This is a genomic window from Sulfurisphaera ohwakuensis, assembly GCF_009729055.1.
Taxonomy (GTDB): Archaea; Thermoproteota; Thermoprotei_A; order Sulfolobales; family Sulfolobaceae; genus Sulfurisphaera; species Sulfurisphaera ohwakuensis.
In genome coordinates, this window is sequence record NZ_CP045484.1 from 925,421 (window position 1) to 947,741 (window position 22,321).

A 22,321-nucleotide genomic window follows, 5' to 3' on the forward strand; every position below is an offset into this window, starting at 1 on the left:
ATATAATAATAACAATTTTTTTAGGAAATAAAGTTTTTATCACTTTTTATCTTGAGATAGTTATATAGCTGACATTATATTTTGGATTAAGATGATTTTTATCTATATAAAAGGTATAATAAGTAACCTCTCTCCTAATTATTTTCAGATTACTCCGAATGGTTTATAATCTCCAATTTTAAAGTAATCAAATATGAGTGAAAAAATTGTTGATGAGATACTTAATAATCCTCAATTACTTTCAGTACTAGCTGAAAAAATTTATGGTAAGCTTAAGGACGAGATTGTAATAAAGAAATTGGAAGAAAACAGTGAAAGTATAAGGGCTTTACAAGAGGAGATTAAAAAGCATACTGAAGCAATTCAAGCACTTCAACAAGCAGTCCAATCTTTACAAGAAACTGTTAAGAAACAAGGAGAAGCCATCCAGGCTTTACAAGAAACTGTGGATAAACACACCCAAGCCATAGTATCACTTCAAGAAGTAGTCAAAAAACAAGATGAAGCCATTCAAAGACTCCAGGAGACTGTAGATAAGCATACTGAGGCTATAGTATCACTTCAACAAGCAGTCCAATCTTTACAAGAAACTGTTAAGAAACAAGGAGAAGCCATCCAGGCTTTACAAGAAACTGTGGATAAACACACCCAAGCCATAGTATCACTTCAAGAGATTGTTAAGAAACAAGGTGAGGCTATAGAAGCTCTACAAGATGCGGTGAAGAAACAAGGAGAAGCCATCCAGGCTTTACAAGATGCAGTCAAGAAACGAGGTGAGGCTATAGAGGCTTTGCAGAAGGCTGTGCTTAGGTTGGGTAGGGAGGTTAAGAGGCTTTCGATAGAGTTGGGTGGTTTTACTAATAGGGCGGGGAAGGGTATGGAGAGGGCTATGTTGAAGCTTTATAGGAAGGCTTTGGAGCTTCATGGTGTTGATCCTAAGAGGGTAGTTCATGGTAAGATAGTTGATGACGAGGGGGTAATTGAGAAGGGTAAAGTGTTTGAGGTGGATTTTTATGAGACTAATGATTATGTTTATGTGTTTGAGATAAAGAATTTTGCGGATAAAGGTACATATGATCAAATCATTGTTAGAAAAAAGTTGTTCTCTGCAAAGTATAAGGATAAGAAGGTAAAAATATTTGTTGTAGCAAACTTTGTGGATAAGAGGGTAAAGAAGAAGCTTGAGGAAGAAGGGGTAGAAATTATAGCTTCTCATGTGGTTAAGTAATTATATTTTTCCCTTCTGATAAAGAAAATTACAATTCACAAAGAAACCTAAATCTTCCCATTTATATATTAAATGATTTTTCTTTACAAAAAGTGTAAATATTAAAATAGGGCATTATTGAATGTCAACAGTTTATAGAAATATAAATAGCTTAGCGACTACACTAGGATTCACTAATACATCGTATCAAAGATAACTTTATAGTTTAAGGATAAAACGGGTAGCAAGTGAAAGTTGTAAAATACTTAATCCCTTACGTTTTAATAAGTTCGTTTAACTATTACTTTGCCAAAGAAGCAATATCTTCTGCTTCACCCATTGTTTTTAACCTCATTAGATACTTAATATCTACAGCAATATTTGTCTTGTTAACTAAGAAAGTGATTTTTAGCAAAGATATAATCCAATTAGCAATTTACACTACTGCTTCATCACTCCTTTGGGCATATGGATTACTCTATGTAACTCCAGCTGAGTCAGCTGTGTTAAGTTATACTATGCCGTTATTTTCAATCCCAATAGCCCTTCTAGTGTTATCAGAAAACCCTACGCTAATTGAGATTATTGGTGTAATCATAGGGTTTTCTGGAGTGATCCTTTACGGTTTACCTTTAATTCATGGGTTTACGTTATTGGGATCAATTGTAACAGTTATTAATGCAATATTTTGGGCCTCTTTTTCAGTATATTATAGAAAACTAAGAGAATACAATCCACTAGTAGTTAACTCAAGCCAGTTTGCCATTGGTTCTATAATATTGACATTATTACTGCCGATAGACTATAAAGTTAATTTAAATGAGCAATTCGTATATGGTATTGCATATACTTCCATACCAGGAGGAGCATTATCGTTCTTTTTATGGAATATGATAGTAAAGATAGAGAAGATTTCAAGGGTTACTGTTTTAAGCTTTTTAGTTCCTATTATAACTACTTTAGTGGAATATATATTATATGGAACTCTTCCTCTATTCATTCAAGTAATTGGAATTATTCTCATGTTTGTAGGAATTTTGGTCTCTAGGATAAGGAAGATATAAAATAAAACTTTTGCAGTAAATAATAGAATATAAAAAGATATTTTCTCTATAATATTTAACAATAAAATCTATATAAAAATGAGGATGAAATATTGATCCAATGAAAAATAAAAATGACTAAATGAAATTCATCCTTTTTGACCTAAATCAAAAGACTAAATGAAGAAGTGCAAATTAGGAAAAATCTTTATAGTCTTACATTACGTTAAAAACATATAATAGATCTCTTCTTGTTGAATGAAAATTTTTTATTAATAAGCAATAAAATAAGAAGTTAAATTAAATATATTTTATTATTTCACGAACAAATATTATAATTTTTTATGGTAATGAAACAAACACATCCTTTTTATCTTGAAATTTTCTTAAAGTATAATATACTATTGTTTACAAAGCGATATTCATGTAATTACCTTAATTTATCACGGAAATTTAGTGTTGGTTTTCTCTAACCCATCCATCTTTAACCCTCTTAAGTCCCTTAATCTTCTCAAGAACTTTTCTTTTATTATCTTCATAAATGTTAAGTTTATCACAGATAACTTTGCCTTCGTAAAAAGCATCAATAACAATAGTATTAAACTCACGTATTTTATCTTCTAGCTTTTCTTTCTTAACAAAATGAAGTTCTATTGCATCGGTTGGTGGAAATTTTGGCATTTCTTCACCTATAACTAAAAGATCATAATCACTGTAAATTTTATAATCTCCTCTAGCTCTAGAACCGAAGAGTATTACCGTGTAATTTCTCTCGCATAAATAGGAAACGTACTCCTTGAATTGTGTTTCCTCCTTTTTGTAGAGCTCTAGTAGATCAGATAATAGAGAGAATCGTTTCCATGCATCTGACACATTTCTCACCTTCACTTCTATCCATATCAATTATCTCTTCTTCCGGATATCTAGAACCTAAATACATTAGGGAGAGATAGTTAGCACAATCAAGTATTTTATCGTTTAATTGGAAATTTTTAATTTTTGCTACCTCCTCCAATAGTCTCTTTATCGAATGTGTATAAATTATTCCCCCCAGTGGTTTGAACTAATATGCCTTTTAATCTCAGTTCTACAGCCAGGACAGCATGGAAACAAGCTTCCGGATAATAGCCTTTATCGAGAAGAAGATAAGCGACCTCTTTATCTTTATCACTTTTTTCAAACCACTTTGCCACAATATCTTATCTAAGCGAATAATTAAAACTCTTTAGCAGTTAATAATGTGTTAATTCAATATTTATGCTCCCTATAAAGAAAGGTCATCTAATAAATTTAAATACAAATGACAATATTATCGTCGTGGACACTAATTTTATTAATCCGATATAAATTATATAAAATATAAATTTAGTTTCAATTCATTATTAGATCCGTCATCTAATAATAAAGGATGTTATAATTTTGATCTATATTTAAATTTTTATTGTATTATAATCAAAGTGTTAAAAAGGGAGGGAGATTCACGGCAACTTGAATCTATAAAGGAGGTAATTTTAAATAAATTGTGAATGAAATTATTACTCAAATTTGAAATTTACGTATTAAAGCCTATGTATATTCATATGGAATCGCGGTAAGTTTAGTGAACATAAGTTCAATAATCTTCTATGTTAATTAGCCTGATTTCAAAATTCTTATTGATTACATTAAAATATTCTTCTATATAAAATCTATATTCTTTTTTAATGTCCATCAAATATTCTCTAACTATTCCAGAAACGTAATCTGCTGAATGAATTAACTTATACTTATCATGCCCCGTAAACTCTATCCTCATAACTTTAGCTAAAGACCACTTATGAAAATTAGTAAGAATATATTGCTTATCACTATCTCTTAACACAGGAGTCCTATCATAATAAACAAAAATCTTCTTTCCTACAACATATTTCCTCAAATTTAGCCCTATAATTTTCCCGTATATTTTCGCTGAATGAGCAGTAAGATCAGTTTTCTTATCTATTATTAATGAAATCCCGGTTAAGTTTGACAATACCTTATTAACGAAGATCCCCTTAACGTTTTTACCTAATCTATGTTGTTTAGGCGGGTCTTCAGACCACTTAAAAAACTTAATGTGTTTACCAGTAAGCCTTTGCACATCGACTAATGCTTCATCATACAGTTTAAGATAATTATCTATATCATATATTAGTACTGCAGAGATTACGAAAGGTTTATCATCAGCTGGGTTTCCTGCTTCATCAATTGAAATATGGATTTCCCTATCCATCTTACACTAAAAAGCATGTCCATCTTACATATTTAAGCTTAAATATTTCCTAAAATAAGTTATTATTTGGGAGTGCACGGGGATACGTGCACAATGATCAGAATAAACGAGTGCACGGGGATACGTGCACAATGAGGTAATTTGAAATTTTTGTGCAATAATCTAATTAGAAAAATTTCTATCAAAAGATAAAAAAGCCTTGCCACCCTGAGCGAGGATAATTTAAATATACCATTTTTCTAACGAGTAATTTAATGGTTAGGGGAAGGAAACTTAATCAAAGTAACAGTTTTCTATAAAGATTAGGCTTACACATTCCCATCCTAGCCTTCTAAAATCGTCGTGTTAAAGCATTAAAATACTCTTCCGCCGGTTAAGAAAAAAAAGGATAAAACCCAAATGAAAATGATGTGTTAGAAATTATTCACCAAAAGTTGTAGGAGAAGTTAAGGGAGGAATCCAATCTATTATAAAAGGTTACTGAGGATTGTCATAGGGATTACCCTCTTAGTATACAAGATTTGGTATAACAAACCAAGGATTAGTAGGTTCTCAGGCGTATATAAAGAAAGTCAGCTATTAGGGATAATAATGCTTTTTAATACCTAGCTATTATAACTCTACCATGAGAAAATACTTAACGTTGGCTTTGATAACGGTTTTTTTAATCCCCCTAATCTCGGCTTACGCCTTAATCTTACCTCAAGGTTATTTTTTATATATACCAATAAATGTGAACTCTCTATCAGCCTTAATATATGCAACAAAGAGTAATGTTACTGTTAGTGTTGCAGTGATGACGCTTTCTCAGTTTAATACTTTTAATGAGACGGGTGTATTGAAAGGTTTGGTGGTACAAAACAGTAGTTTAGTGGTTAACGGTGTTTTACTGAATCCAGGTGAATACTATCTTGTGGTCTACTCTCCTACACAAACAGCTAATATCACTTATTACTATAACCTAACACAAATTAAAGCTGAGAACTCATCAATGTATGTTGAGGAGTTCATAACAATACCGGGAAATAGTTATTATAAATTGCCAATTCACCTATCAACACTAGGCTCACCTTCTCAACTGTTACTAACAGGAGTATCAAACGAGACTGTAAAATATGAAGTTTATAATAATGAGTCACAATTAGTGTTTGAATCGTCTCAAGTAACCCTTACTTTTAATTATACTTCGTTCACATGTTACTATAATGTAAGCCTACCTAAGGGAATGTATTATTTATATATAGTTAATCCTAGCACAACTCCGGCACTTGTAGCCTTCGAATACAGATTATATCCAATATACGTTAATCCGTATTTAAGGTCGACTTTATACAACACAACTGCCCTTCCATACGGAATAGCATCTTATGGCGTTACTGGTGATAAGACTTACTCTATAAATACTACTTCAGTTAGAGGTTTCTATAATATTTCGAGTATCCTAGCCTATAATGGTAGTCAGAGTATAGTACCACAATATGGTGCTTCGCTTCAGCTAAATGCTATATTAGTTATTAATAATAAGGATAACACTTCGCAAATATTGTGGGCACAAAACGTGATAAGCTTCATTACTAATGAATCAGCAATGAATTATTGTATAAATATATGGAATTTTACTTATCCTTCAGCCTCAGTCATAAATTCAAGCATAATAGGAAAAGGGAATGTATACAATTCCTCAAACCAATACTTCTACGCCTATGGTACACCATACACGGTCTATAATTTGCCTCTTTCTGGTTTCTTAGAGATTAACGAAACAGTTATGCCGGGTAAAGGAGTTGAAATTATCTTCTCTGAGACTGAAGTCGAAAATGGAACTTACACGTCTTCATCTGCAGTAATTGACGAAGTGCTTGTTAAAGATCCTAACGTCTCTTCAGCTTATTTCTTAGTTGATGGGTCTCAATATACTCCAGCTGGAGTAAAAAGCAGTTTTGGAGCATTTTATGATGCAGAACTTGTGTTTGGAGGATTCGCAGATGGAGAAATAACTAATTTCAAGTCACTAATAGCTACCCTTTCCTTATGCTATTTTAACGGGACGGACTATGAAAAATTCCCTTCTTATTATACTTTTGGAGCTGATACAGCAGAGGCTACTGGAAACCTTCATGTTACAATAACCAGTCAAGGAATTGCTGAAGTTACAGTTGGTACTCCAGATCTTGAATATAGTGTAGTAAACTCAATATCCCCAGTAGTCATTCACTATCCTACGCAAACCGAAGTAAAGACGACCACTATAAATAAAACTACTACAACTACCATGAGCCAGAATACTACAACTACTGTAAGTCAAGCTGCTGGAATTAACACACAGAACTCTTCAAGAGGATCATCATCACTAGTAGATATTATAATTGGAGTACTGGTCATTGTACTGTTCCCTATAGTATACATAATAGTGAGAAGGAAAAAGTGAAGAGTAGTTAAATGGAAAATAAAGAATTTTTAAGATTTTATTTTAGTGCTTTATTGGATCTTTCAATTTTCTTCTCAGATAGTGCAAGGGTATACGTGCATGATAGGGTAATCCGAAATTCTAATTACTAAGATATTTAGGAAGATTTTCTATTATACTTTCCGATACTTTAAACAATAAGATCTTCTCTCTCAGAAGGAGTTTTGTATAATGTAGAGGATTTTGTTCACCTTTAAACTATGTAATTGTTGACATGAGGCAAAAGAATAAAATGCCCTATCATTTAAGTTCATAGAGGTTTACAGTTCTTTTGCGAATTCGCTTTATTTTCTCATTTCGAGATTGAATAATTGATTGTACATTGATAATTGGAGAGACCAAGGAGTTTATACCACAGACTTAATGGGGATAATGACATCTCATCAATTATTTCTTCATACAATTATACTAAGCAAGAGAATATTACAATTCATAATAAAACGTTGAAACGCACATCTATTAACATAAATGATTTTAATCAAAGTATAATAATTTAAAGATATATTTCTTCATAATAAAAATTAATAATATTTATTTAATAGTTAATAAATATTTTTATTTTAATTTTTATTCCTATTACTAAATTCCTTTTCTTGTAAGTGAAATTATTTTCCATGTATGTCTTTAGTATAAAACTAGATTTTTTATCGATTCATATCTAATTAGCATTTATTGGAAAATCGTTGCACAAGATAGTTCTTACAAAGAATTTTCTAATACTTATATCTAATTTTAGTAAATAGGATAAGTTATATCGTTTTTATAGTAACAGTATTCATTACTTAAGCTGATGATTTAAAAATTATCTTATCGTTAGGATTTTACGTAAACTGCTATTTGAATTAGGAAATGCGGTTTGGAAAGAAGTAATATTACACAAGAGGCGAGAATATGACCGGTAGCCCGGCAATTGTCATGAACCAACCTACGTTAGTAACCTGTTTATTTTCTTCATCCTTCATTATTAAATACTGTCTAGAAACGTTTGAAAGAGGATAACCTATTCCCAAATCTATTATGAATCCAGAAGGTACAAGGATTGGAGAGAAGGTGATATCATGAGAATTGAAATGGATCTGATCATTCCTCCTATTATAATCCCCTTTTTCGAACCCAATCTTAAGAACTAATCTTCCAGCAAAAACGGAAAGAATTGAGGATAATACAGTAGAGGCCCCATAAAATATACCTATAGTGACTATAGAGTATCCAATTTGTTTAAATATAATTTGTAAAAAAGAACATCCATGAAGCAGAGAAGAAAGTTGGTATAGCTGAAGTTAAGCCTAAAATTAGCGTATTCCTTGAAGGTAACATAATAAAAAGTAATTATGCAAATTATTAAGCCTTCACGGTATAAGAATAATGAAATGAGGACGAAGTATAGTGTTTTTCATAGTAAATGCGAAGGATAAATAACGTTTATCAGTACAAAGCATATCTTGTCGCCTCTATTGTTTAGCCCACTTTTAACGTCTTAAGATAAAACTTGTTCCTTACAACTACTATAAAAAAGATTATAATTCTACTATTCCTAATTTACAATTTACCATCGGTTAATATATAGACTATTTTACGTATTTGAAGGCTTAAAGAGTTCTATGTATATATTGTGATTTAAATCTATCTCTGAAGAAAGTAATTAAATACTTTTTGTAGCAACAACAGCAGTTCCATATGCTATTATCTCATCCATATTTTGAGCCAATTCATTAGAATCGAACCTAACGTTAATTACAGCGTTTGCTCCTAGTGCTTTAGCTCTTTCAATCATTCTTTCTAAAGCTTGCATTCTTGCTTGTTCAGCCATCTCCACATACTCTTTAATCTCTCCTCCAATTAAACTTCTAAAAGAAGCTGCTATATTACCTCCTAGCCCTCTAGATCTCACTGTTATTCCAATTACAACTCCTTTAACTTCAACTATCTTATACCCTGGTAATTCTTGAGCAGTAGTAATCAGAATATCGCTTTCTCTAAAGCTCATGAATATTATAAATATCTATATGAATTTAAAGTTTACTAAGATAGAAGATTAATATGTATATGTTAAATAGATTTCCAATTCTATGATTACTTGATTATATTGGTTTAATTTTCTATTAAATTATATTTTATAGAAAGAGATTGGTTTATTTTCTAAAAAACTTTATATTTTAAAAGCAATAATGATCAAGCTAGATTCCATTTAAATAAACATTAATTTTCCTATTCTATTACTGGAATTCTCTCAAGAACTAGTTTTGCGGGTTCACAAAACTGTGGGTATCTTTGCCTTATCCTTCGCAAAATCCACAAATTCATCTACAGCCATTCCTGCTAACTGTGAAGCACCCCTATAATCACCTGTTTCCACATAATATTCTAGTGCTATTCTTATTTTTGTTGGTTGTGATTTTATGAAATCCCAGTCAGCATATTTCCTCCTAATCTCCCTAGCCTCCTTAAACCTCTCAATCCACTCCTTCAACGCTTTCTCATCAATCATACATTCTAAATTAAACCATAACCACTTAAATCTTTAGATGAAAATCTGTGCCCAGTTTGTTTACTGTACTCCTCGATCTCATATTTTATATCCGTAATTAAACCTTTATTGCGAAGTTGAATTAGAACTTCTAATGCCCTCATTACTTTAACGTCTCCATACTCTTTATAGTAATTTACTAAAGCAACAGCACCACCGTTTTCTGTAAGCACTGTATAACCTTCTACCTTACCTATTACCACACAATAAGCTTCGGGATAATCAACTGCTCTTATCGGAAGTCTTCTAGTCTCATAAACTAACCTTAAAGCTTCTTCCCTTATTTGTGGTAACTCGGGATATATTGCAAGATTATTATTTTCTAAACCTTGAGCTATCCATAAGAGGGTTCTTTCATTCCTTACTTCATTAAACACCGAGTCCGGTAGATATATGAGGTCAAAAAGTTTGAAAATTAGATCGCGTTTCGAATATCTAACCCAATCTATTAAAAATGAAGTATCTGCAACTGCAATCATACACTGGGTATCCTCGCTTTTATTCTAAGTTCATTAAAGTCCTCCATTGTCATACCGGCTAGTCTTGATGCATTATATAAGTCTCCCGTCTCTATATAGTATTCTAGTGCTATTCTTATTTTTGTTGGTTGTGATTTTATGAAATCCCAGTCAGCATATTTCCTCCTAATCTCCCTAGCCTCCTTAAACCTCTCAATCCACTCCTTCAACGCTTTCTCATCAATCATACATTCTAAATTAAACCATAACCACTTAAATCTTTAGTGATAAGTTTTTCTTCAGTGCTTAATGCAGAATGAAAATAAATTAAGGAAAGCTTGTTTAGGGCAATTTCTATATATACTTCCGTATATTGCTGATAGCCATTATAAAAATTCATCTAACATTATAAGCTTGCAACCATCAGATCCTAACTAATTGATAATACTGGTGCTCCTTAATAATCTATTTCATATTATAATAATTTTCATCATAGAATTTTAATAAATTATTCTCAAAAAGATATTGGATCTGCACCAAATAGAAAGGAGATTATCCATAAAACTGATCTTAAATGATATTGCAGCACTCTAAAAATAGAAAATCTTATCTTTTAAGGGTTGAGAAAATCTGCTTATGTTTGCTTTTCTTTATATATCTTCACTATATTTTGTAGAATTTCATCAATATTATTCACATTAGCATACTTTTTCTTAATATCTTCGAGTTGCATTTTATGTTCCGTAAAGTGTTTAATTAATACGTCATTAACTATTTCAGAGAGAGTAGAGATCTCAAGATTATACTTATTTTTTAGCTCGTCAATAACTTCATCTACTGTACATGTCTTTTTAGAGTTTAAGGATATTTTACCAGATTTAAAATTCCAGCTCATATGAATAACTGACCGAGAAAGTAAATAAACTATAGCTTATTAAGCTAAAAATATAAGCTAGAAAAATCATATTATAACCAATGGCTTACAATCCTTATGGAGGATACCCACCACCACAACAGCCACCAGGCGGTTATCCACCACCCTACGGACAATCGCCCTACGGACAGCCGTCATCAATATTTATGTGCGAACAAAATATGGGATTAGGTGGACAACAACAAATGGTACCATTACAATACCCAGTAAATTTACAATATGTTGTCCAACAAGTCCAAATGTACTTAATGGGTCAAGGTTTTAACGTTTTTCCCTTCGTAGGTCAAAATATGGCTGTTATACAAGCGCAACATAATAGTTTACTAGGAATGTTAACTGATAAAAACGTGAGCTACACAATAAGAATTTGCCAAGGCAATATGGGTGGACAATGGGTTGCTGTAGTCGAAACTGGAATAACTAATTTAATGCAAGATTTACTAACTTTAGCTGGTGTTGGTGGCGGAACTTTTCTTTTAGGTGATGAGGTTCTTCATAATAAACTGGTAGAACTATTGGGTGGCGGTCTTACGGCATATGATGCTTACAATCTTTATAAAGACTATGCTAATGAGCAACAATTAATTAATACCGTAATGATGGCTCTAATGAGTGCACCACCACTTTATCAATCTGGTATGTATCCACAACAACCAGGAATGTACCCGCAAGGTGGAATGTATCAGCAACCAGGAATGTATCCACAACCTGGATACCAGCCTAATCCTTATGTGCAACCTACTAATCCTGCATACCCAGCTCAACAGCCTCAACAACAAAAACCAGTTGTACCTCAGCCACAACAACAAGTAAAAAAGATAAAATGTTGGAAATGCGGTGAAGAAGTTGATGCTGATGCAAAATTCTGTCCTTATTGTGGTGCATCATTAACTCCAGTAAAATGTCCTAAATGCGGTTATGTAAATCAGGCTGGAGCAAAGTTCTGTTCCAACTGTGGTTACCAACTTACGCAGACACAGACACAGTAAGTTATGCATATATCTGCTTTAGATAGTTAAGGTATTCATTTGTGAAATTTCCAGTTATATGATAGTGCCTAACTACCATAGTATTTATACTACTTATTATATTTACAGTAATTAAAACAGTCATGTTTACCCAACTTTGATTAACTATTTGATCAGCAACAGAATTTGGTATATTAACATTTATCTTTTCAGAGGCAGAAGTTGTGTAAATACAGTAGGACTTAGAAATGTTATACACTTTACCCATAACTTCAATATCAGTAACGTTTACCACGTAGTAACAATCGAAGGGTTTTTTAACATCAATATTTAACGTAAAGCAAACAAGATCATAAAAATATCTCGAATTCTCAATACTTATTTTTATACTAACGAAGTAAGGATAAAAATAACTCGCAGCGATAAGTGAGAGTAATATAAGGATCAGAATTGCTGGAACAATAAGAAGTTTATCCATAAGATAGATGAAGAGAGAGCATTAATAAAACTCATCAGAAGTTTATAACGATTCTATTTTATCAGATAAGTATTCACGCGGGCATAATTTACTTTGAATCAATCGGTTTGTATCTCTTTAGAGATCATACACAGCCACTTATTGGAGCGAGTTGAGAAGAACAACATATACATAATGATGAGAAGTGGTGATTAAAATAATAGTTAAAAATTATACAAAAGTACTATAAACTAGGACTTTATAACATGCTTTTCTTCATTTAAAACCTCACAACCCAATATTGACTCACTATAATCCTTTATAATCCTCATAGCCACTTTTATCAACTCTGCAACATTGTCACTTGCGATAGAATACAAAGAATACTTTCCGTCTTTTCTCACCTTAACAATCCCACAGTTCCTTAAACAAGATAAATGGTGAGAAATTAGAGACTGAGACTTTTTCAGATCCTTACTGATCTCATCTACAGTTAACTCTCCTTTTTCTAGAAGTAAAAGTGTTATACTTAATCTAGTCCTATCTGACAAAGCAGAGAATAATCTTTCCAATTCAGTTAGTAAAGGCTCCACAAGTATAATCTTAATTAGAACTTAAAAAATATTTGTATGAACAAATGTTCATATGATAAACTTAAATATTTTTAAACAAAGAGTATTATGACCAAGAATGAAATTCAGAATAAATACCTCAGAACTAAAATGCGAAAATTGCGGCGTAGAACTAACTGAAGACAATATTTATGTTAGAGTAATAAATGGAAAAGAACATTATTTCTGCTGTTCGCATTGTGCTGATAAATATGAACAGAGGATTAAAATGTGACTAAAAATGAGACTAGTAATATTAGGTAATGGGGCAGCAGCATTTGCAGCATTAATAAGGGCTAACGAACTTGGAGTTAAACCAGTAATGATTAGTTACGGAACTATAGGCGGAACTTGCGTTAATGTGGGTTGCGTACCTTCAAAAAGAATGTTAAGAATAGGTGAAATATACGACTACACAAGAAAAACTTTAGGAAAAGATGTATACCCAGATTTTTTCAAAGCATTTGAAGATAAACAGGAAATAGTAGAGACTTTGAGAAAAGAAAAATATATAGACGTTTTGTCCTCCTATGACGTGGAATATGTAGAGGGAAAAGCACACTTTATATCTCCTAGGGAGGTAAAAGTTAACGGTAAAATAATTGAGGGGGATAAGTTCATAATTGCAACGGGTTCTTCTCCTCAAATACCAGATATACCGGGATTAAGAGAACTCGGTTATTGGACTAATGTGGAGGCTTTGTCACCAGACAGAAAAATCTCCTCACTAGCAGTCATTGGTGGAAGAGCTCTAGCACTAGAATTTGCACAGATGTATAAAAGATTAGGAGTAGACGTTTTAGTACTCCAAAGAAGCAAAACAGTAATACCGAATTGGGAACCGGAAATTGCACTCGCTGTCCAAAACTATTTGTCAAAAGAAGAGGGCATATATATTGCTACTGACGTTAAAATTAAAGAAATTAAAAAAGGGGATGAAGGAGGGAAAAAAATAGTAACTGATAGGGGAGAAGCAGAAGTAGACGAAATTTTAGTTGCAACCGGAAGAAGACCTAATGTAGACTTAAACTTAGATGTAGCAGGAGTAAAACTAAACGATAAAGGAGGGGTATTGGTTAATGAAACGCTTCAAACGACAAACCCTAATATTTACGCTGCTGGAGATGTAATTGGAGATTTAATGCTTGAATCTTTAGCCGGTAAAGAAGGTTCAGTAGCTGCTGAAAACGCTATATTAAATTCTGGTAAAAGGATAGACAGACTTAGTATACCACAAGTAATATTCATAGAACCTAACGCCGCTAGAGTAGGACTTACCTATCTTGAGGCACAACGCGAATATGAAGTCGAATCAAGAGTAGTTAAGATGAGTAGTGTTGCTAAAGCCAGAATATTAAGGGAGTCCCAAGGGCTAATAAAAATGAATGTTGAGAGAAATACAAAGAAAATACTGGGAGTACAGATGTTTGGAAAGTATGCTGCAGAAGTAATAAATGAGGCTGCATTAGCAATTAGATTAAGGGCGACAATAGATGATATAATAGACACTGTCCACGTATTCCCTACAATGGCTGAAAGCTTAAAACTAGCGGCAATGTCGTTTTACAGAGATGTGGATAAAATGAGTTGTTGCGTTGACTAAGAGTTTTTTAAACTAACTTAGAATCTATTGATAATTACTAGTCTTTTAATAATATTAGGATTTTTATAGAAACAATGATATTATTAGATAGATAATAGTTATTAAAAAAATTATGAAGTTACGGCAGTTTCGTTTGGTTGGAGAAGAACAAATACCGTAGAATTATATGCTGTAATTTGAAGTATAAGCGGATAGGAAAAGATTTGTGTAGGAATTGTGAAGTTATAAACTAGGGGCTTAGGTAGATTTCCAATTATTTGCTTATATTGATTTACGGCTAAAACTCGGGTTGTTATATTGATTATACCCCCCTTGTAGATGTAATATACAGCATCTAGGGTAAAGTTCCCATTAGGTTTATAGACAATAATATAGCTATACTTAGGATTATTTGAAGAATTATAATAAAGCAAAACTGAGCCACCGTTTATTTGTAAGTTCGCTAGTCTATTGTAATTTACCGGTTTAGCTGAAGGAGAGGAAATGGTAATTAGATAAAACATTAGCGGGATAAGAAGAATAGTTATTATTATTAGTGCAATTACGAAACCTATATATTCTGACTGAGCTTTCATTTTATCACCTTACAAAGGTTGATATTGCACCTCTGTATAATACACGGTAATTGTACCTGGTTCTGTAATATCTATTGGAAATACTAGTAAGGGAGGTTCTAGTGATATTTTTTCATTTAAGTAAGTTATATATGAAGGATTATAGGCTAATCCAGAATAAGAATTAAAGGATCCGGTTGGATTAGCTTCATAGTATCCTGCCATTATCCAATAAGACTTTCCGTAATTATACTGTGTACCGTTTAAGTGTAAAACCATTCCACCAGGGCCATTCACACAATTAATTGTTATATAAACATAGTATGCATACTCAGTATAGTATATGTATAACGTAGGATTAGAGGCTGTAGGGGATATAAACAATATGTAAGACGGAATATTATATATCTTATTCTGATATTCTGAGTATTGGTATTTGTACTCATATATATATCCATTTGATTCTGAAAGTGTGTTATTGAATAGTTCATAATTTTGTGGTATGTATACAGATATATACCCAGCATCTACTCTAATATTAGCTGGGACTTGATAGGATTGTCCATTAATCTCAATTGTAATTGGAGCTATCGAAGGTGCATTCGGTTCTATGACTTGAACATTAAGAGTTATAGGAACTATTAACTCCGTATAATTCGCTATAAGCACTACGCTAGAACCTTCAAGAGTTACCTTAATTCCTTCTGAAGAACTGGAATTTAAGATTGCTTTTCCTATGACATACCAATTATGAAATATTCCTGTTATTACGGTGCCATTGGGCAATTCATAGTACACATATTGAGGAACCTTAGCTGCAAAAGTTCCAGTCTGGTTTGGAAACATAATTGGAAGAGAATAGTTTTTGAACTGTCCCGTTATATTCGTACTAATATTCGCTATTGGAGAATAAATATTATTCTTCATATAAATCTGTGCGGCTATTTCTACTCCTCCTTTACTGGCAGGTGAATAAGGACCTAATGAAGAGTTGGGGGTCAAGTAGAATATATTACCTAAGCTTGTCACTATAACTATTGGAACGTTGGATGCATAAGGAGGAAGCGATAATGCTGCAGTCTGGTTTATCACAATAGGATATTTAAAACTAGTAATATTTGTCCAAACACCGTTATTTAAATAAAGTATACTTATTACAGTAAGATTTACTGGAGGCACAAAAGTCCCGTTTGTATACTCGAAAAATATAGAACCCTTTACAGTACCACCTTCAAAATATATTGCAGGATGTCCACTTACCACTGCACTTTGTTGCAATTGTTTTAAAACCGCATAATTGTTTACAACTGCGCTAGATACTTGAGAAGACTGTTGTAAATATTGTAAATACATCAAAAATGGTACTATAACTACTAATAACACAATTATTAAAATAAGTAGTGCTATAGTAGATGTTAAACCTTTTTTCTTAGCCATTAGAGAGTTCACCCCACTCCCATATTTCATAAACCGTGATATATGTAGGAGATATTATAAGAAACGAGGAAGGGGATGCGCATAGACCTAGTACGTTATATACTGTGTATGGAATTTCAGCATGTTCCGCAATTAATGAAATGTATGTATGATCTACATAACCGAAAGAATTCAAAAATTCTAGCGTGAAATTTCCGAAATATACATGTAGATATACATAATTAACTGATATCTCAGTACCATTAGATAAATATAACTTCTCATAAGTATAAGCTTTAGTTGGTCCTAACACGACTGCTTGACTTGAGTTAGATGTAATAATAGTTACATTTAACTGTTGACCTGCAATATCTCCTAAGACTGGTGTTGAGTTAGACACCAACTGCACATTCGAAGGAAGACTAAAACTATTATTCACTAAAACTAAGTAATAGTAAGTTATTGGTTGAAATTCTACATATACTGTACCGTTAGACATCACGTCTATCTCATACGGATTGCATATTAATATACCCTGAGCATTACTTGTTATGCTTTTTAACGTATACTTTATCATTTCTCCATATGGCACAAAGAAGTTACTATAACTGTAATTAAACACTAGATTGAAGACTTGTGAATAGTTTATAAAGTGATAACCATAAGTTAGAGTTAAATTCAGCACATAATTTTCATAGTTAATCTGATATGGCTTACTATCAACATAGACAGTCATTGAACTATTAACATTAGTCAGAGTAGCTCCAGTATTAGGATCGGTAGTGTTACTTCCGATGGGTATAGGCTGGCCGTTAGGAAGTGAAAATACTATCTTAACGTTAAACTTTTGGAGAGACACATTATAAATCAAAGTCAGTACAGTCGGGCCAGTGATTGTAACTAGTGTAGAAGCAGCATTAGGAGATGATAGTGAACCATATCCAGCTAAGGACCACTGTGCAAATTTCCCAGTAAGTCCATATTGGCTAAGGTAAACCTCAACTTCTTTTGCAGAAATTGAATAAGTACCGGGGTTAACATATAGTATGAATGGAGTGTTATATATAGAGGATGCAAACTGCACTGGAACACTTACTGGGATTATATTATATGAATTCGAGGTTTTATTATACGCAAAAGAAGTTATATAAATTGGAATCTTTCCCGTAGGGCCACTAATAGTAGATGTAGTAATTGATGTGTTTGGGTTCAAGAAGTAAATATTAGCGAGACCGCTGACTAAAATTATAGGTTGATTAAATGCTTGTTTAGGTAAAGGTATAATGTTCTGATTTCCGGGTAGTAAATATAATATCAAGGAGCTGTTAAGTACTGGAATCCACTGACCGTTATAGAAGTAATAAATTTGTGTTATATTTAATGGTGTACTTACAGTCTGTGCTTTTATTTCCACATAAGGTGAAGTACCAGAGCTGTAATATATTATTGGATTCCCCTTCTCCACATTATTTAATTCAAGTTCCTTCTGCTGTTGATAAGCTTGAGCAGCAACACCTCCCTGATTAGAGTAGTAAGGTGTATTATAAATTATGATAAAGAAAGGAATTAAGACAGAAAGAAGTATTATTAAAAGTATAAGTAATGCTATTGATGTAGCTAATGCCTTCATCTCATGTCACTCCCGGTAACCCGGTATATGCATATCCTATTCTAAAACTGTTTATTCCATTAGTATAAATCAGCCAGACGATAATATAATACCCGTTGCCACTGTTAGGCACATTTTGAATATTTATGGTAACTGGAGTATTTGAGGGGATTTCATAAACACTTAAAGATCCTTGATATAATTCATTTCCGTTAATATCATATACTGAAGTTATCGTGGTCTGGGTAGCCAAGTTTCCATTAGCCAAATATACTTGGAAAGGTAAATTGACTGCAAACTGATCATTAGGAGTAACCACACCAGCAGAAGTAATTAGATATGAGGGTATAAGAAATACATAAACATAATAGTTCCCAGAATAAGAAGGATCATAAGCTTCAATAACAAGACTACCTTGACTATTAGAGACTAGAAAAGGACCAACTGATATAGTTGTCTGTGAGGCAAGTTGAGCTGCTTGATGTTGAGCAATTGCGAATGCTTCCTTAGGAGCTAAGAGTGCTGAGGAAAACCCGAAGATTACTAGACCAATAACCAGAACTGCTATAACAATCATAAATGTAGTTACTATTCCTTCTGCCATATTAGTTTATCCGATAAATATAAATATAAATTTTTCGAAATAAGATCTATGGAAAACTCAGTTACTACGCTGATGGTCGTTATCGCCACACTTCTTATTTCACTGGTAGTTTTGAGTCTTTACTCCTTTTACATACCTTATACTAACGCATACTTGACTACTACAAACAATTTAGAAGCTATTTCAAAGTCAGTCGAGTTCAGCATTTCTCCTCTCGCATACAAAGCGTATCTCACTACTAAAAACGTAATATTTAACGTAACTTTTCTAGCTACGGTTTCTGTTAAACAATTTAACGGACAACTTATTTTAGTAGCATTTGTAACGAAACCTGTTGCGAACCTTTATTATTTAATTCCTTCTGGAAATCAAAACGCCACTATAAATTATAACAAAGGCTTAGTAAAAATTAGCGGAAATGTGTATTTACCCGATGGTAAACTATTAGGATCTATGAGTGTAAATGGTTATCAGTTAAACAATGGTGAAGTATTTAATGTAAGTGCTAACGTAACTTACACAGAAATAATAGTCTTATGGGTACTTATAAATTATCATGGTGAATATTATAGAATAGGATATACATATATAACTCCAGAAGACGCTGGAATAGGACTCTTCATAACTTCTTCTTCTGGTAATTACTATGGAAATAATAAAGAGATTAATGTAAAGCCACCCCTTTACTTTTCGAGTAATAAAGGGCTTATGCTTGGCATGTGGTTTGAGCCCTATTTAATTTCTGACTCCAGGTCATTACTGGCTAACATAACCTTTTATATAAATAACTTAAAGGAAAACGTATCAGTAGAGATCTTCACACAAGGCAATACTTTATATATTTCTGAAACAATACTTCCGTCGTTACCAACAACATTCTACCCACTCTACAGCGGTCTTAAACAAGGCCAGTGGTATTTTCTCAATTTTAGTACTGGTTCTCAATTAGTTAAGCCTGGACTCGTTATATGTGTAACCCTATATACTTCTCAGGGAAAATTACTTAGTAAACAATTGGTTTCACCATCTTACTTTGGCTTACCTAATCTTGGTAGTGGAAACGGTTATGCCTCAATAGTCCAGTTCGGAAACACAACAGCTCCAGTAAATATTATATCTCAAGTAGTTATGTCTTCGATTCAGTCTAGCAGTAATCTCAACTTAGTATATAACATTACGAAACAATTACTAATTAACCCATATTACTATAACAATACTAATAATCTTTACTGGATCATAAGTCATGGCTCAGGAATTATTTATTCTATTGGTTATTGGTACTTTGTATCACCTTACTATCCTCCCCCTACTCAAATTAACGCAGCTATTTGGTATTATAGTAGTAATACACTTGAAGAAACCTATCTATATGAATATGGAAATAATTCGTGGATTGTATCGTGAAATTAGGGATTTTTTATTATTTACGTAAATTCTAATTTTCTTGATTTATACCATAAAAAATCATAATATTTTCTCATGAGCTAATAAATATTTTTAATTTGTTCCCTTTATCCCTTAATGAAAAGAAATCTTCAGTAAATGAGAGAATCTTTCTTATATGTTTTAACGTAAAAATGTAAGATTTTCCTACAAGTCCTATCTTGGATTTTGCAAATTAGGAGTTGCACTAAAAATTTCATTCTTCTCATGCCCAACTATATATAGAGTATTTACTGCAAGAAAGTAATTGACAAAAATATAGGAATGGGCGTTCATATAAATCTTATGCCCGTAATATTCTCCTACTGTTTTTTAAAATTCAGAACATTCTTTGTTCTTCTGCTTGTCTTAGATATATTTTTCTTAGCAGTAATATATCGACTGCAGTTAGTGCCAAAACCCACGGTAAGATTCCGAGGAATAAATAGGGGATCGAGAGTGTGGAATTATAGTCCCGTGCACTTATGGGCAAACTATGGCCATAATAGGAATACACGGTTAAAAGCATTGATGATAAGAACGGATTTGCATAGTCCACTATTGGGTTACTGTAAGGATACACAGTATATAAGAAGTACGAGGCTATGGCTATAAACATTGGTATATAAAGTAAGAAGAGTGAGTATTGTAATATCTTTATTTTAATTAGAGAGAACAGCTCAATAAGAATGGCTATAGATATTAGGAACAATCCCTCAAAGAATATGCCTACTATTAAAAGTCCAGCATTTGACGGCAAGACAACATTACCCTCCAACTTAGTAAGTATTATAAATACTAGTATTGAAAATATGCCAATAATTTCAGCATCTAGAAGATTTGCTGAATAGAAGGCTAGTATGTATTTAAGTGGTGTTAATTTAGAAAACTTAAACATAAACGGTAAAGCTTGCGCGTTAAAGAATATTGCAAATGCTATGCCTATTGCGAATGTAGAAAGAGCTATTAACGTAGTCGAGCTATATCCTAAAGAGATGTAAAGTGCGTACTCTCTGAAATTTGAAGGCTTATAAACGTTAATAAGTAACATTGAAAGAATACTCCAGAATATTAGAAAACCTAATACCCAACTCAGATTAGCCTTTAGTACGAGTCTTCTTATATAGTGTATGAACAGATTCTTCATGTTCACACCCCGTAAAGTCTATCTATAGTGCCTAACAAGCCTATTTTTATCCCCTCTTTACCTTTGACTAAGGACACTTTCTTACCAGATACTTGCAAAGTTAAAATAGCGTCTTCGCTTTCCCCTTCTATTACTGAAGACTCTAAGAAGTCTTTAACCGTTATAGGACCATAAAGACTGCTATCTGATAAAACATAGAGCTTATAGTCTGGGAACTTGCTTAGTATATCCAAGTTGTGAGTTGTAATTATTCCTTCTTCTCCAAATTTCTTTATCCACTCGGCTACTATAATCTTCCTTGCAGGGTCTATGTTTTCGAAAGGTTCGTCAAGTAAGATGATCCTTGGCTTCGACGAGAAAGTTAAAATATTGCGCAGTAACAGAGATTGCCCAGTTGAAAGCTTGAAGAGCGGCGACTTTAAATCAATGTCTAACTCTACCTCTTTCAACAATTCTGAGAAGAGCTCTTTATCCACGTTCATTTCTTCTGAGTAGATGTCCAATATGCTATCAATGCTATAACCTAGGTTATACACTTCTCCTAGATTTGTAGATAGACCTAGGTAGTTCTTAATTTCTCTGACCTCTTTTCCGTCAATACGTATCGAACCTTTATATGGGAGTAAACCAACAGTAGCCTTAATTAGTGTTGTCTTTCCGGAACCGTTTTTACCTATGATGAATACTTTCCCATCTATTTTTGCCGTTAGATTTTTTATAACATTCCATTTCCAGTAGCTTATTGTAACGTTTTGATACTCAATCATCATGATATAATGTACAAATCTGGATATATAATGGTTCAAAATTGTTCAAAAAATTGACCGTATAGTTCAAAAATATGAATTAGTATATCAATTTAAATAATAGGAAGAAGAGAGGTTTACAATGAGTTATGGTATTGTCGATGAAGCTAAGAAACAAACTTACAAGTTCTTATTACGTAAAGGAAGAAAAACAATTTCTATGTACTATTTGATGTGGGGTCTTTACTCTCTCTCTGTCTGTTAGTATTCCACTGTCATATTCATTAATTCCCCAAT

Annotated in this window: 25 protein-coding genes; 8 read left to right on the forward strand and 17 right to left on the reverse strand. The window is 32.7% G+C overall.

The features are described 5' to 3' along the window. Nucleotides 1–193 precede the first annotated feature (193 nt). Both D1869_RS05280 and D1869_RS05285 read left to right on the forward strand, forming a co-directional pair. Nucleotides 194–1,228: a coiled-coil domain-containing protein gene (locus tag D1869_RS05280; protein ID WP_156014222.1), complete on the forward strand. Its 1,035-nt coding sequence runs from the start codon at nucleotides 194–196 to the stop codon at nucleotides 1,226–1,228. A gap of 227 nt (nucleotides 1,229–1,455) precedes the next feature. Then, nucleotides 1,456–2,271, forward strand: a complete 816-nt coding sequence (locus tag D1869_RS05285) for a DMT family transporter (protein ID WP_156014223.1) — start codon at nucleotides 1,456–1,458, stop codon at nucleotides 2,269–2,271. Nucleotides 2,272–2,703: 432 nt separating this feature from the next. Here D1869_RS05285 and D1869_RS05290 read toward each other — a convergent pair whose 3' ends face one another. The 4 genes from D1869_RS05290 to D1869_RS05300 form a co-directional block, all read right to left on the reverse strand. Further along, nucleotides 2,704–3,123 carry a nucleotidyltransferase domain-containing protein gene (locus tag D1869_RS05290; RefSeq protein WP_156014224.1) on the reverse strand — a complete coding sequence of 140 codons (420 nt, stop codon included), beginning with the start codon at nucleotides 3,121–3,123 and terminating at the stop codon, nucleotides 2,704–2,706. Next, nucleotides 3,086–3,265, reverse strand: coding sequence for a HEPN domain-containing protein (locus D1869_RS15645; protein ID WP_260311154.1), 180 nt, complete (start codon nucleotides 3,263–3,265; stop codon nucleotides 3,086–3,088). Before D1869_RS15645 ends, D1869_RS05290 begins: the two co-directional genes overlap by 38 nt. Continuing rightward, complete coding sequence (locus D1869_RS15650) at nucleotides 3,243–3,443, reverse strand: HEPN domain-containing protein (protein WP_269203973.1); 201 nt, start codon at nucleotides 3,441–3,443, stop codon at nucleotides 3,243–3,245. Before D1869_RS15650 ends, D1869_RS15645 begins: the two co-directional genes overlap by 23 nt. Before the next feature lie 419 nt (nucleotides 3,444–3,862). After that, nucleotides 3,863–4,501, reverse strand: a complete 639-nt coding sequence (locus tag D1869_RS05300; RefSeq protein ID WP_156014225.1) for a hypothetical protein — start codon at nucleotides 4,499–4,501, stop codon at nucleotides 3,863–3,865. Between the two features lie 625 nt (nucleotides 4,502–5,126). Between D1869_RS05300 and D1869_RS05305 the strand changes: the two genes are divergently transcribed. Next, nucleotides 5,127–6,929 (forward strand): thermopsin, encoded by a 1,803-nt coding sequence (locus D1869_RS05305; protein WP_156014226.1) that lies wholly within the window; start codon nucleotides 5,127–5,129, stop codon nucleotides 6,927–6,929. A gap of 1,681 nt (nucleotides 6,930–8,610) precedes the next feature. Here the strand turns inward: D1869_RS05305 and D1869_RS05310 are convergent. The 5 genes from D1869_RS05310 to D1869_RS05330 all read right to left on the reverse strand — a co-directional run bounded on the left by D1869_RS05310 (nucleotide 8,611) and on the right by D1869_RS05330 (nucleotide 10,848). Continuing rightward, the gene (locus D1869_RS05310; RefSeq protein WP_156014227.1) at nucleotides 8,611–8,955 is read right to left on the reverse strand and encodes a YbjQ family protein; all 345 of its coding nucleotides are present in this window, start codon (nucleotides 8,953–8,955) and stop codon (nucleotides 8,611–8,613) included. 264 nt (nucleotides 8,956–9,219) lie between these two features. Next, complete coding sequence (locus D1869_RS05315; protein ID WP_052846475.1) at nucleotides 9,220–9,456, reverse strand: hypothetical protein; 237 nt, start codon at nucleotides 9,454–9,456, stop codon at nucleotides 9,220–9,222. A gap of 5 nt (nucleotides 9,457–9,461) precedes the next feature. Then, on the reverse strand, nucleotides 9,462–9,974 hold the full coding sequence (locus D1869_RS05320) for a PIN domain-containing protein (protein ID WP_156014228.1): 513 nt from the start codon (nucleotides 9,972–9,974) through the stop codon (nucleotides 9,462–9,464). Further along, nucleotides 9,971–10,201, reverse strand: coding sequence for a hypothetical protein (locus D1869_RS05325; protein ID WP_156014229.1), 231 nt, complete (start codon nucleotides 10,199–10,201; stop codon nucleotides 9,971–9,973). Before D1869_RS05325 ends, D1869_RS05320 begins: the two co-directional genes overlap by 4 nt. 386 nt (nucleotides 10,202–10,587) lie before the next feature. Beyond that, a complete protein-coding gene (locus D1869_RS05330) occupies nucleotides 10,588–10,848 on the reverse strand; it encodes a hypothetical protein (protein ID WP_156014230.1) in 261 nt (86 codons plus the stop codon). Nucleotides 10,849–10,928: 80 nt separating this feature from the next. Here D1869_RS05330 and D1869_RS05335 point away from each other — a divergent pair, with 80 nt between their 5' ends. Continuing rightward, nucleotides 10,929–11,876 (forward strand): zinc ribbon domain-containing protein, encoded by a 948-nt coding sequence (locus D1869_RS05335; RefSeq protein WP_156014231.1) that lies wholly within the window; start codon nucleotides 10,929–10,931, stop codon nucleotides 11,874–11,876. 1 nt (nucleotide 11,877) lies between these two features. Here the strand turns inward: D1869_RS05335 and D1869_RS05340 are convergent, their stop codons facing one another. Together D1869_RS05340 and D1869_RS05345 are read right to left on the reverse strand one after the other, a co-directional pair. Beyond that, complete coding sequence (locus D1869_RS05340; protein WP_156014232.1) at nucleotides 11,878–12,333, reverse strand: hypothetical protein; 456 nt, start codon at nucleotides 12,331–12,333, stop codon at nucleotides 11,878–11,880. 230 nt (nucleotides 12,334–12,563) lie between these two features. Further along, complete coding sequence (locus D1869_RS05345) at nucleotides 12,564–12,905, reverse strand: ArsR/SmtB family transcription factor (RefSeq protein ID WP_156014233.1); 342 nt, start codon at nucleotides 12,903–12,905, stop codon at nucleotides 12,564–12,566. Between the two features lie 97 nt (nucleotides 12,906–13,002). On the opposite strand from D1869_RS05345, the gene D1869_RS05350 reads away from it, so the two are divergent. Both D1869_RS05350 and merA read left to right on the forward strand, forming a co-directional pair. Further along, on the forward strand, nucleotides 13,003–13,158 hold the full coding sequence (locus tag D1869_RS05350; RefSeq protein ID WP_156014234.1) for a transcriptional regulator: 156 nt from the start codon (nucleotides 13,003–13,005) through the stop codon (nucleotides 13,156–13,158). 6 nt (nucleotides 13,159–13,164) lie between these two features. Then, nucleotides 13,165–14,526 carry a mercury(II) reductase gene (gene merA / locus D1869_RS05355; protein WP_156014235.1) on the forward strand — a complete coding sequence of 454 codons (1,362 nt, stop codon included), beginning with the start codon at nucleotides 13,165–13,167 and terminating at the stop codon, nucleotides 14,524–14,526. 110 nt (nucleotides 14,527–14,636) lie between these two features. Here merA and D1869_RS05360 read toward each other — a convergent pair whose 3' ends face one another. Genes D1869_RS05360 through D1869_RS05375 form a run of 4 tightly spaced genes read right to left on the reverse strand, consistent with a single transcriptional unit; the run spans nucleotide 14,637 to nucleotide 18,709 of the window. Continuing rightward, complete coding sequence (locus D1869_RS05360; RefSeq protein ID WP_156014236.1) at nucleotides 14,637–15,101, reverse strand: hypothetical protein; 465 nt, start codon at nucleotides 15,099–15,101, stop codon at nucleotides 14,637–14,639. A 9-nt stretch (nucleotides 15,102–15,110) separates the two neighbouring features. Then, nucleotides 15,111–16,517 (reverse strand): hypothetical protein, encoded by a 1,407-nt coding sequence (locus D1869_RS05365; protein WP_156014237.1) that lies wholly within the window; start codon nucleotides 16,515–16,517, stop codon nucleotides 15,111–15,113. Continuing rightward, entirely contained in the window at nucleotides 16,510–18,126 is a 1,617-nt protein-coding gene (locus D1869_RS05370) for a hypothetical protein (protein WP_156014238.1), read from the reverse strand. The genes D1869_RS05365 and D1869_RS05370 overlap by 8 nt, the downstream gene beginning before the upstream one ends. Before the next feature lies 1 nt (nucleotide 18,127). Further along, nucleotides 18,128–18,709: a hypothetical protein gene (locus D1869_RS05375; RefSeq protein WP_156014239.1), complete on the reverse strand. Its 582-nt coding sequence runs from the start codon at nucleotides 18,707–18,709 to the stop codon at nucleotides 18,128–18,130. A 48-nt stretch (nucleotides 18,710–18,757) separates the two neighbouring features. Between D1869_RS05375 and D1869_RS05380 the strand changes: the two genes are divergently transcribed. Next, entirely contained in the window at nucleotides 18,758–20,113 is a 1,356-nt protein-coding gene (locus tag D1869_RS05380; protein WP_156014240.1) for a hypothetical protein, read from the forward strand. A 358-nt stretch (nucleotides 20,114–20,471) separates the two neighbouring features. On the opposite strand, the gene D1869_RS05385 is transcribed toward D1869_RS05380, so the two are convergent. Together D1869_RS05385 and D1869_RS05390 are read right to left on the reverse strand one after the other, a co-directional pair. Beyond that, nucleotides 20,472–21,278, reverse strand: coding sequence for a hypothetical protein (locus tag D1869_RS05385; RefSeq protein ID WP_156014241.1), 807 nt, complete (start codon nucleotides 21,276–21,278; stop codon nucleotides 20,472–20,474). A 2-nt stretch (nucleotides 21,279–21,280) separates the two neighbouring features. Beyond that, nucleotides 21,281–22,045, reverse strand: coding sequence for an ATP-binding cassette domain-containing protein (locus D1869_RS05390; protein WP_184651026.1), 765 nt, complete (start codon nucleotides 22,043–22,045; stop codon nucleotides 21,281–21,283). Between the two features lie 121 nt (nucleotides 22,046–22,166). Here D1869_RS05390 and D1869_RS15655 point away from each other — a divergent pair, with 121 nt between their 5' ends. Continuing rightward, a complete protein-coding gene (locus tag D1869_RS15655; protein WP_260311155.1) occupies nucleotides 22,167–22,289 on the forward strand; it encodes a hypothetical protein in 123 nt (40 codons plus the stop codon). The last annotated feature ends 32 nt before the right edge of the window (nucleotides 22,290–22,321 follow it).